The sequence below is a fragment of the Saccharopolyspora mangrovi genome (assembly GCF_035320975.1).
GTDB classification, from domain to species: Bacteria; Actinomycetota; Actinomycetes; order Mycobacteriales; family Pseudonocardiaceae; genus Saccharopolyspora; species Saccharopolyspora mangrovi.
Window position 1 is genome coordinate 80,536 of the sequence record NZ_JAWLNX010000001.1, and the last position, 15,057, is coordinate 95,592.

At 70.7% G+C, this 15,057-nt stretch carries 13 protein-coding genes; 7 read left to right on the forward strand and 6 right to left on the reverse strand.

The genetic code is table 11. The features are described 5' to 3' along the window. Positions 1 to 11: 11 nt before the first annotated feature. From R4I43_RS00440 to R4I43_RS00460, 5 genes are read left to right on the forward strand one after another with little or no spacing between them, the layout of a single operon-like run. Positions 12 to 590, forward strand: a complete 579-nt coding sequence (locus tag R4I43_RS00440) for a biotin transporter BioY (RefSeq protein WP_324263454.1) — start codon at positions 12 to 14, stop codon at positions 588 to 590. Position 591: 1 nt separating this feature from the next. Next, positions 592 to 1,866 carry an AMP-binding protein gene (locus R4I43_RS00445; protein ID WP_324263455.1) on the forward strand — a complete coding sequence of 425 codons (1,275 nt, stop codon included), beginning with the start codon at positions 592 to 594 and terminating at the stop codon, positions 1,864 to 1,866. Positions 1,867 to 1,871: 5 nt separating this feature from the next. Further along, complete coding sequence (locus tag R4I43_RS00450) at positions 1,872 to 2,972, forward strand: thiolase family protein (RefSeq protein WP_324263848.1); 1,101 nt, start codon at positions 1,872 to 1,874, stop codon at positions 2,970 to 2,972. Next, positions 2,969 to 3,643, forward strand: coding sequence for an energy-coupling factor ABC transporter ATP-binding protein (locus R4I43_RS00455; protein WP_324263456.1), 675 nt, complete (start codon positions 2,969 to 2,971; stop codon positions 3,641 to 3,643). The genes R4I43_RS00450 and R4I43_RS00455 overlap by 4 nt, the downstream gene beginning before the upstream one ends. Then, the gene (locus tag R4I43_RS00460; RefSeq protein WP_324263457.1) at positions 3,640 to 4,245 is read left to right on the forward strand and encodes an energy-coupling factor transporter transmembrane component T family protein; all 606 of its coding nucleotides are present in this window, start codon (positions 3,640 to 3,642) and stop codon (positions 4,243 to 4,245) included. The genes R4I43_RS00455 and R4I43_RS00460 overlap by 4 nt, the downstream gene beginning before the upstream one ends. A gap of 253 nt (positions 4,246 to 4,498) precedes the next feature. Here the strand turns inward: R4I43_RS00460 and R4I43_RS00465 are convergent, their stop codons facing one another. From R4I43_RS00465 to ctaD, 3 genes are all read right to left on the reverse strand, one after another. Then, a complete protein-coding gene (locus R4I43_RS00465) occupies positions 4,499 to 5,305 on the reverse strand; it encodes an aminoacyl-tRNA hydrolase (RefSeq protein ID WP_324263458.1) in 807 nt (268 codons plus the stop codon). An 18-nt stretch (positions 5,306 to 5,323) separates the two neighbouring features. Beyond that, entirely contained in the window at positions 5,324 to 6,550 is a 1,227-nt protein-coding gene (gene serB, locus R4I43_RS00470; RefSeq protein ID WP_324263459.1) for a phosphoserine phosphatase SerB, read from the reverse strand. Between the two features lie 232 nt (positions 6,551 to 6,782). After that, a complete protein-coding gene (gene ctaD / locus R4I43_RS00475; protein ID WP_324263460.1) occupies positions 6,783 to 8,573 on the reverse strand; it encodes an aa3-type cytochrome oxidase subunit I in 1,791 nt (596 codons plus the stop codon). Between the two features lie 366 nt (positions 8,574 to 8,939). On the opposite strand from ctaD, the gene R4I43_RS00480 reads away from it, so the two are divergent. Beyond that, positions 8,940 to 9,473, forward strand: coding sequence for a DUF305 domain-containing protein (locus R4I43_RS00480; protein WP_324263461.1), 534 nt, complete (start codon positions 8,940 to 8,942; stop codon positions 9,471 to 9,473). Between the two features lie 329 nt (positions 9,474 to 9,802). Beyond that, entirely contained in the window at positions 9,803 to 10,675 is an 873-nt protein-coding gene (locus tag R4I43_RS00485; protein WP_324263462.1) for an SDR family oxidoreductase, read from the forward strand. A 180-nt stretch (positions 10,676 to 10,855) separates the two neighbouring features. Here R4I43_RS00485 and R4I43_RS00490 read toward each other — a convergent pair whose 3' ends face one another. The 3 genes from R4I43_RS00490 to R4I43_RS00500 all read right to left on the reverse strand — a co-directional run bounded on the left by R4I43_RS00490 (position 10,856) and on the right by R4I43_RS00500 (position 15,053). Then, positions 10,856 to 11,617, reverse strand: coding sequence for a VanZ family protein (locus R4I43_RS00490; RefSeq protein ID WP_324263463.1), 762 nt, complete (start codon positions 11,615 to 11,617; stop codon positions 10,856 to 10,858). A gap of 800 nt (positions 11,618 to 12,417) precedes the next feature. Then, positions 12,418 to 13,161, reverse strand: coding sequence for a succinate dehydrogenase/fumarate reductase iron-sulfur subunit (locus tag R4I43_RS00495; protein ID WP_324263464.1), 744 nt, complete (start codon positions 13,159 to 13,161; stop codon positions 12,418 to 12,420). Next, complete coding sequence (locus R4I43_RS00500; RefSeq protein ID WP_324263465.1) at positions 13,161 to 15,053, reverse strand: fumarate reductase/succinate dehydrogenase flavoprotein subunit; 1,893 nt, start codon at positions 15,051 to 15,053, stop codon at positions 13,161 to 13,163. The genes R4I43_RS00495 and R4I43_RS00500 overlap by 1 nt, the downstream gene beginning before the upstream one ends. Positions 15,054 to 15,057: the final 4 nt, after the last annotated feature.

Sequence of the window (15,057 nt, forward strand, 5' to 3'; positions counted from 1 at the left end):
GGAGTGCCGCTGTGTCCGAACGCCCGTCCTCGCCGGCCGCGAACCTGGCGCGCACCGCGGTGTTCGCCGCCTTCATCGCCGTGCTCGGGATCTTCCCCGGCTTCTACCTGGGTGGTGCGGCCGTGCCGGTCGTGCTGCAGAACGCGGGCCCGCTGCTGGCGGGCAGCATCCTCGGTGCCCGGCGCGGCGCGGCGTCGGTGCTGCTGTTCGTGGCGCTGACCGCGATCGGTCTGCCGCTGCTGTCCGGTGGGCGCGGCGGCATCGCCCCGTTCCTCGGCCCGAGCGGTGGTTTCCTGCTGGGCTGGGTCCTGTCCGCGCTGGTGGTGGGCCTGATCGTGCAGCGCTCGGCGAAGCCGGGCATCGGCGTGCTGCTGCTGGCCAACGTCGCCGGTGTCGCCGCCGACTACCTGATCGGCATCCCGTACTGGGGCCTGATGATCGGCGACCTGCCGTCGGCGGCGGTGCAGTCGCTGGTGTTCCTGCCGGGTGACGCGGTGAAGCTGCTGGCGGTGTCGCTGGTCGCGGTGGCCGTGCACCGGGCGGTTCCGCAGTCGCTGACGGGTGCGGCGCGGCGGCCCGCCGAGGGTTGACGTGCTGCCGATCCTCGGGCGAGAACCCACCTCCGGCGTCGGTGAGCTGACCGGCCCGGAGCTGGCCTCGGCCGCGCGACGGGTGGCCCGGCGGTTGCCGCCGGGCGCGCGGGTGGCGATCTCGGGGACGGACGAGACGGCCCGGCTGATCCACTTCCTGGGCGCTGACCTGGCCGGATGCGCTTCGCTGCTGGTCGATCCGGACTGGCCGGACCTCGACGCGGTGCTGGACGACGCCCGCCCCGACGTGCTCGTCGACGCCGACGCGCCCCTCGGCGAGGACCTGGGCACCGCGGTGCCGGTGGGCGACGAGTCGACCTGGTTCTACCTGCCCACCACCTCGGGCAGCACCGGACGGCCGAAGGTCTTGGCGCGTTCGCGCGGGTCGTGGCTGCGCAGCTTCACCGCGCTCGGCGTTGCGCTGGAGGCCCGCGACCGGGTGCTGATCCCCGGGTCGTTGAGCTCATCGCTGTTCCTCTTCGGCGCCCTGCACGCCCTGCACTGCGGCGCTGACCTGCGTCTTCTCGACCGCTGGTCGGCCTCGCGAGCCGCCGAGGCCGCGCGCGAGGCCACCGTGGTCCACCTGGTTCCGGCGCAGCTGTCCGCGCTGCTGGCCGTGCTGGAGCAGGACCCGCTGCTGCGGGCCGACTGCGCGCTGCGGTTGGTGATCTGCGGCGGGTCGAAGGTCGACCCGGTGCTGGAGCACCGCCTGGCCAAGGCGCTTCCGGACTGCCGGCTGATCGAGTACTACGGGTCGGCCGAGCAGTCGCTGATCGCGGTCCGCCACGACGAGCGCCTGATGCCGGTGGTCGACGTCGAGGCCACCGGCGGACTCCTGCGGGTGCGCTCCGACCTCGCCTTCGACGGCTACCTGGAGCGCGGCGAACTCGTCCCGGCCGCAACGGGCTGGACCGGTGACCAGGCGGTTCAGCACCCCGACGGGTCGCTGGAAGTCCTGGGCCGCGCCGGGGCGGTGATCGACACCGGGGCCCGGCTGATCGCGGCGGAGGCCGTCGAGTCGGTGCTGCGCGAGGTCGACGGCGTGCTGGACGTGGTCGTCGCCGCCACCCCGCACCCGCGATTCGGTTCGCTGGTCACCGCCGTCGTCGAGGGAGAGGCGCGCTCGGCGGACCTGCGCGCTCACGCCCGCGCGCGGTTGCACCCGGCCGAGCGCCCGCGCCGCTGGCTGGCAGTCGACGCGCTGCCGCGCACGTCCTCCGGCAAGCCCGCCCGCGCGGTGATCGCCGAGCGGCTGAGCAGCGGGGAACCGCTGTGACCCCGGTGATCATCGCCGCCCGTCGCACGCCCATCGGCGAGGCCGGCGGCCTCCTCCGCCACGTCGAAGTCGACCGGCTCGCCGCGCCCGTGCTGCGCGCGGTGCTGGACGACGCCGGGATCGAGCGGGTCGACGACGTGCTGCTGGGCAACGTCCTCGGCCCCGGTGGGAACCCGGCCCGGGTGGCGGCGCTGCGCGCCGGTCTGGGCGAGGCCACGCCGGGCATGACGATCGACCGGCAGTGCGCCAGCGGCCTCTCGGCGATCACCACGGCGGCCTCGATGCTCACCGGGGACGGGTTCGTCCTGGCCGGAGGCGTGGAGAGCCCGTCGACCGCGCCGTGGCGCGCGTGGCGGCCGCGCAACGCGACCGAGCCGCCGCGCTTCTACCAGCGCGCCCCGTTCGCCCCGGCCGAGATCGGCGACCCGGACATGGGCCCGGCCGCCGACCTGGTGGCCGCCGAGGCCGGCATCGGCCGGGAGCGCCAGGACGCCTTCGCCGCCCGCAGCCACGCGCGCGCCACCGCCGCCCAGGACGCGGGCCGCTTCGACGCCGAGCTGGTGCCGATCGGCCCCGCGACCAGCGACGAACGCCCGCGCAGGGGTTTCACGCCGGAGCGCCTGGCCCGGTTCCGCCCGGCCTTCACCGCCGACGGCACCGCGACGGCGGCGAACTCGTGCGGCATCAGCGACGGCGCCGCGGCGGTGCTGATCACCAGCGAACAGCAGCGCGCGAAACTGGGGGTGCCGGGCCTGCGGCTGATCGGGGCGCGGACCTCGGGCGTGGACCCGAACCGGCTCGGGCTCGGCGCGGTGCCGGCGATGCGTGACCTGTGCGAGCGGCACGCACCGGAGGTGGTGGAGTTCAACGAGGCCTTCGCCGGTCAGGCCCTCGCGTGCCTGGACGCGGCGGGCCTCGACGAAGAGCTCGCCGGACCGGACGGCGGCGCGATCGCCCTCGGACACCCGTGGGGCGCGTCGGGCGCGGTGCTGGTCGTCCGGTTGTTCAGCCGGATGGTCCGGCAGGACGGGCCGCGGATCGGCATGGCCGCGCTGTCCTCCGGCGGCGGGCTGGGCGTGGCGACGATGTGGGAGCGAGTGGGTTGATCGAGTTCGAAGGCGTCAGGCACAGCTACGACGAGCGCACCGTGCTGGAGGGCGTGGACCTGCGGCTTCCCGAGCGGCGGGTGGCGTTCGTCGGGGCCAACGGCTCCGGCAAGTCCACCCTCGCCCGGATGATCAACGGTCTGGTGCGCCCCAGCCGGGGCCGGGTGCGGGTGGACGGTCTCGACGTGGCCCGCGAGGGCCGCGAGGTGCGGCAACGCGTCGGTTTCGTCTTCACCCACCCCGACAGCCAGATCGTCATGCCCACCGCCGGTGAGGACGTCGCGTTCTCGCTGCGCAAGCAGGGCCTGTCCAAGTCGGAGCGGCAGCGGCGCGCGGTCGAGGTGCTGGCCCGCCACGGCCTTGACGGCTACGCCGAGCACCCCGCGCACCAGCTCTCCGGCGGCCAGAAGCAGCTGCTCGCGCTGTGCTCGATGCTGGTGCTGGAACCCGACGTGCTGGTCTGCGACGAGCCCACGACGCTGCTCGACCTGCGCAACAAGCGGCACTTCGCCGAGGTCCTGTCCGGCCTGCAGCAGCAGGTCGTGCTGGTCACCCACGACCTCGACCTGCTCGGCGACTTCGACCGCGTGATCGTGCTCGACCAGGGCCGGGTCGTCGCCGACGACGTCCCGGAGGCGGCGGTCGGCTTCTACCGGGAGCTGGTCGGGTGAACCCGCTGGGCCTCCACGAGCCGGGCACCAGCCCGCTGCACCGCCTCGGCGCGGGCTGGAAGCTGCTGGCGCTGCTGGTCTTCGCGATCGCCACGTTCCTGCTCAGCGCCCCGGCGGCGCTGGCGGCGTGCGTGCTCGCGGCGGCGCTGGGCTACGCGATCGGCCGGATCCCGCTGCGCCGCGTCTGGCAGATCGCCCGGTTCCTGCTCCCGCTGGTCGCGGTCGTCTTCGCGCTCCAGTGGTGGATGCTCGACCTCGCCCGCGCCGAGACGATCAGCCTCCGCCTGCTGGCCACGCTGGCCGCCGCGAACCTGTTCACCCTGGTCACCAAGGTCGACGACCTGGTCACGTCGGTGGAGCGAGCGCTGCGCCCGTTCGCCCGGTTCGGCGTGCGCCCGGAACGAGTCGGGCTCCTGGTCGGCCTGACGGTCCAAGCGATCGCGGCCCTGTCCACGATCGCCAGCCAGGTCCGCGAGGCCCAGCGGGCGAGGGGCGCCGACCGCTCCCTGCCAGCCTTCGCCATCCCGTTCCTCGTCAGAACCCTCCGCCACGCCGACGACCTCGGCGAAGCCCTCGCAGCCCGAGGCCTCGGCGACGACTGACCACCCGCACCGCTCCCGTCCCAGCCCGAAACGCCGCCCCCACGCCCACACCCCGCGTCCGAACCCCGGAGCGACCCGCGTTCGGCCAGTCCAGCCTCCGGTACCCGCGGCCGAGCATTCCGGACGGCGCTCTTCAGGTTCGCGCGAAGTCCGACGTGGGCGCCCGGGAGTCAAATTTCGCGCGAAATTCGAGGGCTCCGCGTGGGTGTCGAATTTCGCGCGAAATTCGAATTCTGTCCCACGGTCCGGTGGTTCAGGACGATGGCCACTGGGCGAGGACCGTGACCGTGCCGGGGTCGACCTCGGTGAAGCCCGCGTCGCGGACCGCGGCGACGCGGTTCTTGCGCCAGGCGGTCTCGGGGTCGTCGCCGGGGTGGAGGTCGTTCCAGGTCGTCGGCGAGGCCTGGCGGACCGCGCACCGGTAGCCCTCGGCCGCCCAGCGCTCCAGGTCCTCGTCAGCGCCCTCGCCGTGCAGTTGGGCCGCGAGGATCATGGTGGCGTGGCCGACCTGGGCCGCGGACTTGCCCGCGCTCATCGGGACGTCCGGGTTCAGCCACAGGACCGGAACGCCGGCGGGGACCGGTCCCGGCGAGTCGGGTTCGAGCTCGCTGCCGGAGATCTGCAGGCGGCTGAGCTCCTTGGGCATGTCGGCGACCCGCATCGGCAGCAGCGCGCGGACCTCGGCACCGCCGACCTCGACGGTGATCCCGGGCAACGACTGCACGGCCTCCCAGTGCGCGCCCCGGGCGCGACGGGTGACCTTGCGGATGCGGCCGGAGATCCAGCCGTGCATCGCCTCGTGCCACTCCCCCTCGGTAGCGCAGCGCTCGTCGAGGCAGACCGCGAGCGCGGCAGCGGCCGCGGCCTCCAGCAGCGCCGTGCGGGCCGGCGGTTCGCGGCGCTCGATGCGCAGCACCATCGGCATCAGCACGACGTCGTCCGGGTCCTCGTCCGAGGTGTCCGCGGTGGCCTCGCCGGACAGCGAGAGCCACTGGGCGTAGCGGGAGAGGAGCGGGTCGAGCACGGAAAGGGGCAACACGTCCTGCTCAACTCCCGCCATGCCGCAGCTGTTCCGGAATCACTGCTCGAGTGGCACCCGTCGCAGCACGCCGTCCTCGGCGTCGGCCGCCTCGATCTCGGCGCGCGTCACGCCCAGCACGAACAGCACCGTGTCCAGGAACGGGTAGGACAGCGCGGTGTCGGCGACCTCGCGCAGCGCGGGCTTGGCGTTGAACGCCACACCCAGCCCCGCGGCGGTGAGCATGTCGATGTCGTTGGCACCGTCGCCGACGGCCACGCACTGGGCGGAGGGAACCCCGAAGTCCTCCGCGAAGCGCCGCAGCGCCTTGGCCTTGCCCGGCCGGTCGACGATCTCACCGATGACACGGCCGGTGAGCTTGCCGTCGACGACCTCCAGCTCGTTGGCGGCGCTGAAGTCCATCCCCAGCTCGTCCACCAGCTGGTCGATGATCTGCGTGAACCCGCCGGAGACGACACCGGTGTGGAAGCCCAGCCTGCGCAGGGTGCGGATCGTGGTCCGCGCGCCCGGGGTGAGCGCCAGCTCGGCCGCGACCTCGTCGAGGACGGTGGCGGGCAGGCCCTCGAGGACGGCGACCCGCTGGCGCAGCGACTCGCCGAAGTCCAGCTCGCCGCGCATCGCGCGCTCGGTGACCTCGCGGACCTGGTCCTCGCAGCCCGCGCGGCGGGCCAGCATCTCGATGACCTCGCCCTGGATCAGCGTGGAGTCGACGTCGAAGACCACCAGCCGCTTGGCGCGGCGGGACAGGCCCGTGCGCTCCACCGCCAGGTCGACGCCGGTGCTGGCGGCTAACGCCGCCATCGCCTCGGTCAGCTGCTCGTCGTCCTCCGCGTTCGGGGCCGTGACCTGCAGTTCCAGACCGGTGACCGGGTAGTCGGCGACGCGGCGGATCGAGTCGATGTTGACGTCGATGTCGGCCAGCGCCCGCGACACGTCGCTGAAGTTGCGGGCGGTCACCGGCTGGCCGAGCACGACCACGACGTGCGTGGATCCGAGCTTGCCCGCGCCGCCGTCCTCGGCGCCGATCTCGACGTCGACGGTCATGCCGACCGTGGCCATCGCCTGTTCGACGGCTTCCTGCAGCTTCTCGGGGTCGATCTCGGTGGACACCAGCGCGCCCAGCACGAGGCGGCCGCGGATCACCACCTGTTCGACGTCGACGATGTCGACGCCGTGGCGGGTCAGCGCGGCGAAGAGCACGGACGTGACGCCGGGCTTGTCCTTGCCGGTCACGGTGATCAGCACAGTGGTCGCATGCGAGCTCACGACTGCGATTGTTCCTCTCTAGCCGAGAAAGGTGGACTCAGAGACCGCCCGGACGCCCGCCCCAGCCCGCGACGGGGCGAAAACCGCGGTTCTCGCCCCGTGCTGCTGCGCCGGTCATCCGCACACCCTCTTCGAAACGCAACGAGCCCCGGCAGGCCATCGGCCCGCCGGGGCTCGCCGTCGAGCTAGCCCTACCCTGGCACAGTCGTACCGGTCGGGGCTATCGACGAGGTCACTTCTCGGTGGTGTCGTCCCGGTCCGAGTCGTCCTTGGTCTTGGGCGGCTGCAGGGTGGCGACGCCGCCGTCACCCTCGCCCTCGTGCTTGTGCGCCAAGGTCTTGCCGGTCAGCGACAGGTGCGCCTCGAGCCGCATCCGCTCGGAGATGTGCGGGTAGTGCAGCTCGAACGCCGGGCGCTCGGAGCGGATCCGCGGCAGCTCCTTGAAGTTGTGCCGCGGCGGCGGGCAGGAGGTCGCCCACTCCAGCGAGTTGCCGTAGCCCCACGGGTCGTCGACCTCGGCGATCTCGCCGTACCGGTAGCTCTTGAAGATGTTGTACAGGAACGGCAGCATCGAGGCGCCCAGGATGAACGCGCCGACCGTGGAAATCGTGTTCAGCGTGGTGAAGCCGTCGGACTCCAGGTAGTCGGCGTACCGGCGCGGCATGCCCTCGTTGCCCAGCCAGTGCTGCACCAGGAACGTGCCGTGGAAGCCGATGAAGGTCAGCCAGAAGTGCAGCTTGCCCAGCCGCTCGTCCATCATCCGGCCCGTCATCTTCGGGAACCAGAAGTAGATGCCGGCGAAGGTGGCGAACACGATCGTGCCGTAGAGCACGTAGTGGAAGTGCGCGACCACGAAGTAGGTGTCCGAGACGTGGAAGTCGACCGGCGGCATGGCCAGCAGGACACCGGTGAGACCACCGAAGAGGAAGGTGACCAGGAAGCCGACGCTGAAGATCATCGGCGTCTCGAAGGTCATCTGCCCCTTCCACATGGTGCCGATCCAGTTGAAGAACTTCACACCGGTCGGGACCGCGATCAGGAACGTGGTGAAGGCGAAGAACGGCAGCAGCACGGCGCCGGTGGCGTACATGTGGTGCGCCCACACGACGACCGACAGCGCGGCGATGCCCAGGGTCGCGTAGACCAGGCCCGAGTAGCCGAACAGCGGCTTGCGGCTGAACACCGGGAAGATCTCCGAGACGATGCCGAAGAACGGCAGCGCGACGATGTAGACCTCGGGGTGGCCGAAGAACCAGAACAGGTGCTGCCACAGGATGACGCCGCCGTTGGCCGGGTCGAAGACGTGGGCACCGAGGTGCCGGTCGGCCATCAGGCCCATCAGCGCGGCGGTCAGGATCGGGAACGCCATCAGGATCAGCACGCTGGTGACCATGATGTTCCAGGTGAAGATCGGCATCCGGAACATCGTCATGCCCGGCGCGCGCAGGCAGATCACGGTGGTCAGCATGTTGACCGCACCGAGGATCGTGCCCAGACCGGAGACGGCCAGACCGGCGATCCACATGTCCGCGCCGTGGCCCGGCGAGTGCAGGGCGTCCGACAGCGGGGTGTAGGCGAACCAGCCGAAGTCGGCGGCGCCACCCGGCAGCAGGAAGCCGCTGACGACCATGAGGCCGCCGAACAGGTAGAGCCAGTAGCCGAACGCGTTCAACCGCGGGAACGCGACGTCCGGCGAGCCGATCTGCAGCGGAAGGATGTAGTTCGCGAAGCCGAACAGGATCGGGGTCGCGTACAGCAGCAGCATGATCGTGCCGTGCATGGTGAACAGCTGGTTGTACTGCTCCTGCGACAGGAACTGCAGCCCCGGAACGGCCAGCTCGCCGCGGATCAGCATCGCCATCAGGCCGCCGACCAAGAAGAACGCGATCGAGGTGACCAGGTAGAGGATGCCGATTTGCTTGTGGTCCGTGGTGCGGAACATCCGCGCCATGAACGACCCTTTAACCGTTTTGCGCACCGGATAGGGGCGCGTGGCGATCGGCTGTGGCGCGACGGCCGTCACGGTGCCTCCTGCACTCCCTTGAAGCCTTCTCGGACCCGGACGGATCCGCCCCGGCCCGGGTGGGCCGGTGACAGCATGCGATGACCGGCAGGAGTCCTGCCCGAGGAGCCGGTCGCATTGCCGCCGACTGCGGATACTAGTCCCGGGGTCCGGCCGGAGTTCGGCCGGGCCGTAGCCACCCTATTCATCGGGCCCCCGATCGTCACCCGCGGTGAGATCCATCAGACACAGCGCGACCGGGAAGACGTCGGCCGCACCGGGCACGAGGCGGACAGATAACCTACGTGGCAACAGGTCCGGCAGCCCACCTGCGTTCGCACCGGGCAGCCCTGGGACGACGTCCACCAGATCCTGGAGGGGAAGCACGTGCGGAAGAGCACGATCATCGGCGCTGTGCTGGTCGGCGGTATCGCACTCGCGGGCTGCACACCGGCCGAGTACGACAGCGACCAGCCGCCGGCCCCGGGCACCCCGCCCGCGGACGCGCCGAAGATGGCCGGCCAGGCCTCGACCGGTGAGCACGGCGCGAGCGGTCCGGCCGCTGAGCTGCTGAGCAACCGCCAGCAGGTGCTGGCGCTGGCGGAACTCGCCACCACCAAGGCGACCAGCCCGCAGGCCAAGGAGGTCGCCGCGGAGCTCAAGCAGTCCGCGACCGAGCAGGTCTCCGAGCTGCAGCAGCACGCCGGTGGCGCCGCGCACGCCGAGCCCGCCGACGCCTCGCTGTCCGCGCTGAGCGGCCCGGCGTTCGACGCCCAGTGGAAGCAGAAGGTGCTGACCCTGGTCAACGAGGCCGCCACGCTGGCCCAGTCGGCCCAGAGCGACGCCCAGCTCAAGGAGCTCGCCACCGAGCTGGCCACCGAGAACCAGGAGATCACCGCGAAGCTCAACGCCCTCGCCTGATCCTTCGGTACAGGTACCCCACTTGCTCAGCGGTGCCAGTGGCGGAACCTGAGACGCCGCCTGGACTCCGTGCGCCACTCTTGATGCATGCCAAACACGGCGTCGCGGCGCACTCGCCAGACGACGCCTCAGAACCCGCGTCGGTGCAGGTTGCGGGAGTGGTTTTCACTGCTCGCAGCTCCGCCGCTTGCAGCACCCGCCCGAGTTGGCTTCCACATGAGAGGCACCCGCGACCTGGTCGTGGGTGCCTCTTTTTCGCTCTTCACGTCACAACCTACTGCGAGTAGGCTACTGCGGAGTAGATAGCGGGTTGACTCAAGGGAGAGCAGATGCCGAACGTGTCCGGCAAGGTCGTCCTGATCACGGGCGCCGCCAGGGGGATCGGCGCCGAGACCGCACGTGAGCTGGCCCGGCGCGGCGCCAAGCTCGCCCTGGTGGGGCTGGAGCCCGACGAGCTGGCCGAGGTCGCCGCCGAGCTCGGCGAAGGCCACTTCTGGGCCGAGGCCGATGTCACAGACCCCGAGTCCCTGCAGGCCGCCGTGGACGCGGCGACCGCCAAGTTCGGCCGGATCGACGCCGCCATCGCCAACGCGGGCATCGCACCGCTGGGCAGCGTCCGCGAGAGCGACCCGCGCGGCTTCACCAAGACCATCGACGTCAACGTCAACGGCGTGTTCCACACCGCCCGCGCGGTGATGCCCGAGCTGGCCTCGAGCAAGGGCTACCTGCTGGTGGTCTCCTCGCTGTCGGCGTTCGCGCCGATCGGCGGCATGGCCGCCTACACCGCGAGCAAGGCCGCCTCCGAGGCCTTCGCCTCCGCGCTGCGCATGGAGGTGCTGCACCTGGGCGTGTCGGTCGGTTCGGCGCACCCGTCGTGGATCGACACCGACCTGGTGCGCGAGGTCGCCGGCGATCTCAAGACCTTCACCGAGATGCGCAAGCGCCTCCCGTGGCCGATGCGCGCCATCACCACCCCGGACGCGTGCGCGCGCGCCTTCGCCCAGGCGATCGAGCGCCGCAAGCGCCGCGTCTACGTCCCGCGCGGGGTCATGCTGATGCACTGGCTGCGCAACCTGCCGGGTTCGGCCCTGGTGGAGCTGTTCATGCGCAAGCAGCTGATCAAGCTCATCCCGCAGCTCGAGCAAGAGGTCCGAGAGCTGGGCCGCTACATGAGCGAGCGGAACCAGAAGCTCAACTCCTAGGCGGTCTCCGTGGTCGCTTTGCTCAGCGGTGCGGGTAGCGGAACCTGACACGCCTTCTGGACTCCGTGCGCCACTCCTGATGCATGTCCCATGCAACGCGTCGCGGCGCACTCGCCAGAAGACGTGTCAGAACCCGCGGCGGTGCCAGCTGCTCGCACCACCAGAAGTGACCACCGGGTCTCAGCGGGTGCGCTGCTGGCCGACCAGTGGCGGGCGTTGCGGCTGGCGGTTCATCGGCGGCCGCGCGAGCGGGGCGTGGTGGAACACCTCCGGTCCGGCGAGCGCCGGGCGCTTGCTGAACACCGGCTGCTGCGGCACGACCGGGCGGCGGCGCGGGAGGCTGCGGCGGCTCTGCGCCGCGGCCTGGTAGCACTGGCGCTCGTGCTCGATGCGGGCGATGAGCAGCCAGACCGTCGGGTCGCCCTCGCCGGTGGTCCGGTGCTGCGGCCGGTTGGCGGGGCTGATCCAGTACGGCAACCGCACGAGCATGCCGCCGAGGGTGGCGCCGACGGTGTTGCAGACGATGTCGTCGGTGGAGCAGACGCGACCGCTGATCGCGACGAACTGGATCGCCTCGATCGCCGCCGAGCACAGCAGACCGCCGAGCGCGATCTTGGCGAGGTTGTCGAACCACGGAAGTCGTTGCGGCACCAGCACGCTCAGCGGCAGCAGCAGCACGAGGTTGCCCGCCAGCTGCAGCCAGGGCTGCGAGTCACCGGGGGCGGCGGCCAGCGCCTGCGAGACGTCGTTGCCGATGTCGGGCCGGAACGGCTCCAGCGTCGGCACCTGGGGCGTGAAGACCAGGTAGCCCACGACGAGGACCGAGTAGGCCAGCGCCCCGTCGATCAGCGGTTCCCGCATCACGAACGACTCGGTCGAATAGCCGCGGAGCACTCCTGATCCGAATCCGACGGCGACCGCGATCAGGAGCAGTGTCGTCACTACCGGAACGAATCCGTCGAATGCCACGAGAATCTGCTGCACGTCGCCGCACTTCCTCTGGCAGCCAGCGCCAGGACTCAAGGCACGCGGTTAATCCTCACGGATCTCCCGAATACCTGGAAACCGTTGGGAATTGTCATTTCCAGCGGTCGGCGTTGACCGAGATCTTCTGGGGTCTGCATCGGCCGGTGGCGGCCGGACGCCACCTCGGGGTTTCGCGACGTCCGGCCGCCGGACCCCCGTCGCCGCACTGGCGACGGGGCGGGGTTTCGCGAGGTGGTCGGCCATTCGGCGGAGCATCGGGCCCTCGTCGGGGTACGGGTCCCGTCCGCTGTCCGGCCGACCACGGCGCGGCCCCCGCGACTGGTCGGGTGGTGTCCATCTGAATCGACTCCGTTCGCAATGAAAGGTAACCGGCGACCGCTCGCGAACGGCAGGCATGGCAAGAAGACGCCATGCGGTCAATGACCATCCACACTGGACCAGAATTGGCGGCGAAAACGCCGTGCACTGCGAATCTTCGACAACCGGATCAGTTATCGGCCGGGCGCGCCCGAATATTCACACAATTACCAGCGCGCGACAATTCGTGAATTCTGCGTAACCACAGGTGAACACGGCGGTCAGTACCGTGAATAACGGGGAATCGCACGGTGAACCGCTGCGCAACCGGGCTCCGTGTTCAGATCCGGACCGCGGTCCCCCGAGCCAACCTACACGTCCCCCGCGCAGCCGTGCAGGCCCTCCCCACGAGAACGGCCCACCGGTGCGCGTCCGGTGGGCCGTGGCGGAAGTTCGGCTCAGTCCTTCTTCTTGCGGAACAACCGCAGGATCGGGTCGTAGCGGTGGTCGGCGACCCGCTCCTTCAGCGGGATGAGCGCGTTGTCGGTGATGTGGATGTTCTCCGGGCAGACCTCGGTGCAGCACTTGGTGATGTTGCACATGCCGAGGCCGTGGTCTCCCCTGGCCTGTTCCGGGCGGTCCTGGGCCTCGTCGAGCGGGTGCATCTCCAGTTCGGCGACGCGCATCAGGAAGCGGGGGCCGGAGAAGGCCTCCTTGTTGTCGTCGTGGTCGCGGATGACGTGGCAGGTGTCCTGGCAGAGGAAGCACTCGATGCACTTGCGGAACTCCTGCGAGCGCTCCACGTCGACCTGCTGCATCCGGTATTCGCCGGGTTCGAGATCGGCGGGTGGCGTGAACGCCGGGACCTCGCGGGCCTTGGTGTAGTTGTAGGACACGTCCGTCACGAGATCTTTGATCAGCGGGAACGTCCGCATCGGGGTGACCGTGATGGTCTCGCCCTCGGTGAAGGTGGACATCCGGGTCATGCACAGCAGCTGGGGCCGCCCGTTGATCTCCGCCGAGCACGAGCCGCACTTGCCCGCCTTGCAGTTCCAGCGGACCGCCATGTCCGGGACCTGGGTGGCCTGCAACCGGTGGATGATGTCGAGGACGACCTCGCCCTCGTTGACCTCGACGGTGTAGTCCCGCAGCTCGCCGTCGTCCGCGCCGCGCCACACCCGGAAGTGCGCCTGGTACCCCATCACAGCTCCTTCGCCTGGACGTCCGCGAGCTCTTCCTCGGTGTAGTACTTGCGCAGCTCCTCCAGCTTGAACAGCTCCAGCAGGTCCTGGCGCATCGGGACCTGCGGCTGCTCGGTGACCTCCACGCCGTCCCCGGCCTGCCGGCACACCAGCAGTTTTCGGCGCCAACCGGCCTCCATCGCCGGGTGGTCGTCGCGGGTGTGGCCGCCCCGGCTCTCGGTGCGCAGCAGGGCCGCGCGGGCGACGCACTCGCTGACCAGCAGCATGTTGCGCAGGTCGATGGCCAGGTGCCAGCCGGGGTTGAACTGCCGGTTCCCCTCGACTTCGAGGTGCTCGGCGCGCGCGACCAGGTCGCGCAGCCGGTCCAGGGCTTGGCGCATCTCCTCGCCGCGCCGGATGATGCCGACCAGGTCGTTCATCGCCTGCTGGAGCTCGGAGTGCAGCGCGTAGGGGTTCTCGCTCTTGCCGTCCGCCGGGTTGAACGGGTCCGCCGCGCGCCGGGCGGCGGCGTCCACATCGGACTCCCCGATCGACGGCCTGCCGGTCAGGCCCTGCACGTAGCCCGCGGCACCGGCTCCCGCGCGGCGGCCGAAGACCAGCAGGTCCGACAGCGAGTTCCCGCCGAGCCGGTTCGAGCCGTGCATGCCGCCCGCGACCTCACCTGCGGCGAACAGCCCGGGCACCCGCGAGGCCGCGGTGTCCGGCTCGACCTCGACCCCGCCCATGACGTAGTGGCAGGTCGGACCGACCTCCATCGACTCGGCGGTGATGTCCACGTCGGCCAGTTCCTTGAACTGGTGGTGCATCGACGGCAGCCGCTTGGTGATGGTCTCGGCGGGCAACCGCGTCGCCACGTCGAGGAAAACGCCGCCGTGCTGCGAGCCCCGGCCCTCCTTGACCTCGTTGTTGATGGCGCGGGCGACCTCGTCGCGCGGCAGCAGTTCGGGCGGCCTGCGGTTGTTGTCGGGATCGTCGTACCAGCGGTCGGCCTCGGCCTCGCTGTCGGCGTAGTTGTCCTTGAACACCTCGGGGATGTAGTCGAACATGAACCGGCGGCCCTCGGAGTTGCGCAGCACACCGCCGTCGCCGCGCACCGACTCGGTGACCAGGATCCCCTTCACGCTCGGCGGCCACACCATGCCGGTCGGGTGGAACTGCACGAACTCCATGTTGATCAGCGACGCTCCGGCGCGCAGGGCCAGCGCGTGCCCGTCGCCGGTGTACTCCCAGGAGTTCGAGGTGACCTTGAAGGACTTGCCGATGCCGCCGGTGGCGAGGATGACGGCGGGCGCGTCGAAGAGCACGAACCGCCCGGACTCCCGCCAGTACCCGAACGCCCCGGACACCGCCGAGCCGTCCTTGAGCAGCTCGGTGACGGTGCACTCCTGGAAGACCTTGATGCGCGCCTCGTAGTCGCCGAACTCGGCGTGGTCCTCCTGCTGCAGCGACACGATCTTCTGCTGCAGCGTGCGGATGAGCTCCAGGCCGGTCCGGTCACCGACGTGCGCGAGCCTCGGGTACTCGTGACCGCCGAAGTTGCGCTGGCTGATCCGGCCGTCCGGGGTGCGGTCGAACAGCGCCCCGTAGGTCTCCAGCTCCCACACCCGCTGCGGTGCCTCGCGGGCGTGCAGCTCGGCCATCCGCCAGTTGTTCAGGAACTTCCCGCCGCGCATGGTGTCGCGGAAGTGCACCTGCCAGTCGTCGCGGGAGTTGACGTTGCCCATCGAGGCGGCGATGCCGCCCTCGGCCATCACGGTGTGCGCCTTGCCGAACAGCGACTTGCACACCACCGCGGTGCGCAACCCCGCCTGCCTGGTCTCGATCGCCGCGCGCAGACCCGCGCCACCGGCGCCGATCACGACTACGTCGTACTCGTGCCGTTCGATCTCCACATTC

What these genes read in the sequence shown, in the direction of transcription:
- R4I43_RS00465 (WP_324263458.1), bottom strand. Translation starts at nt 5,305, where the DNA reads ATGGCGGGAGTTGAGCAGGACGTGTTGCCCCTTTCCGTGCTCGACCCG.
- R4I43_RS00495 (WP_324263464.1), bottom strand. Translation starts at nt 13,161, where the DNA reads ATGGGGTACCAGGCGCACTTCCGGGTGTGGCGCGGCGCGGACGACGGC.
- R4I43_RS00485 (WP_324263462.1), top strand. Translation starts at nt 9,803, where the DNA reads ATGCCGAACGTGTCCGGCAAGGTCGTCCTGATCACGGGCGCCGCCAGG.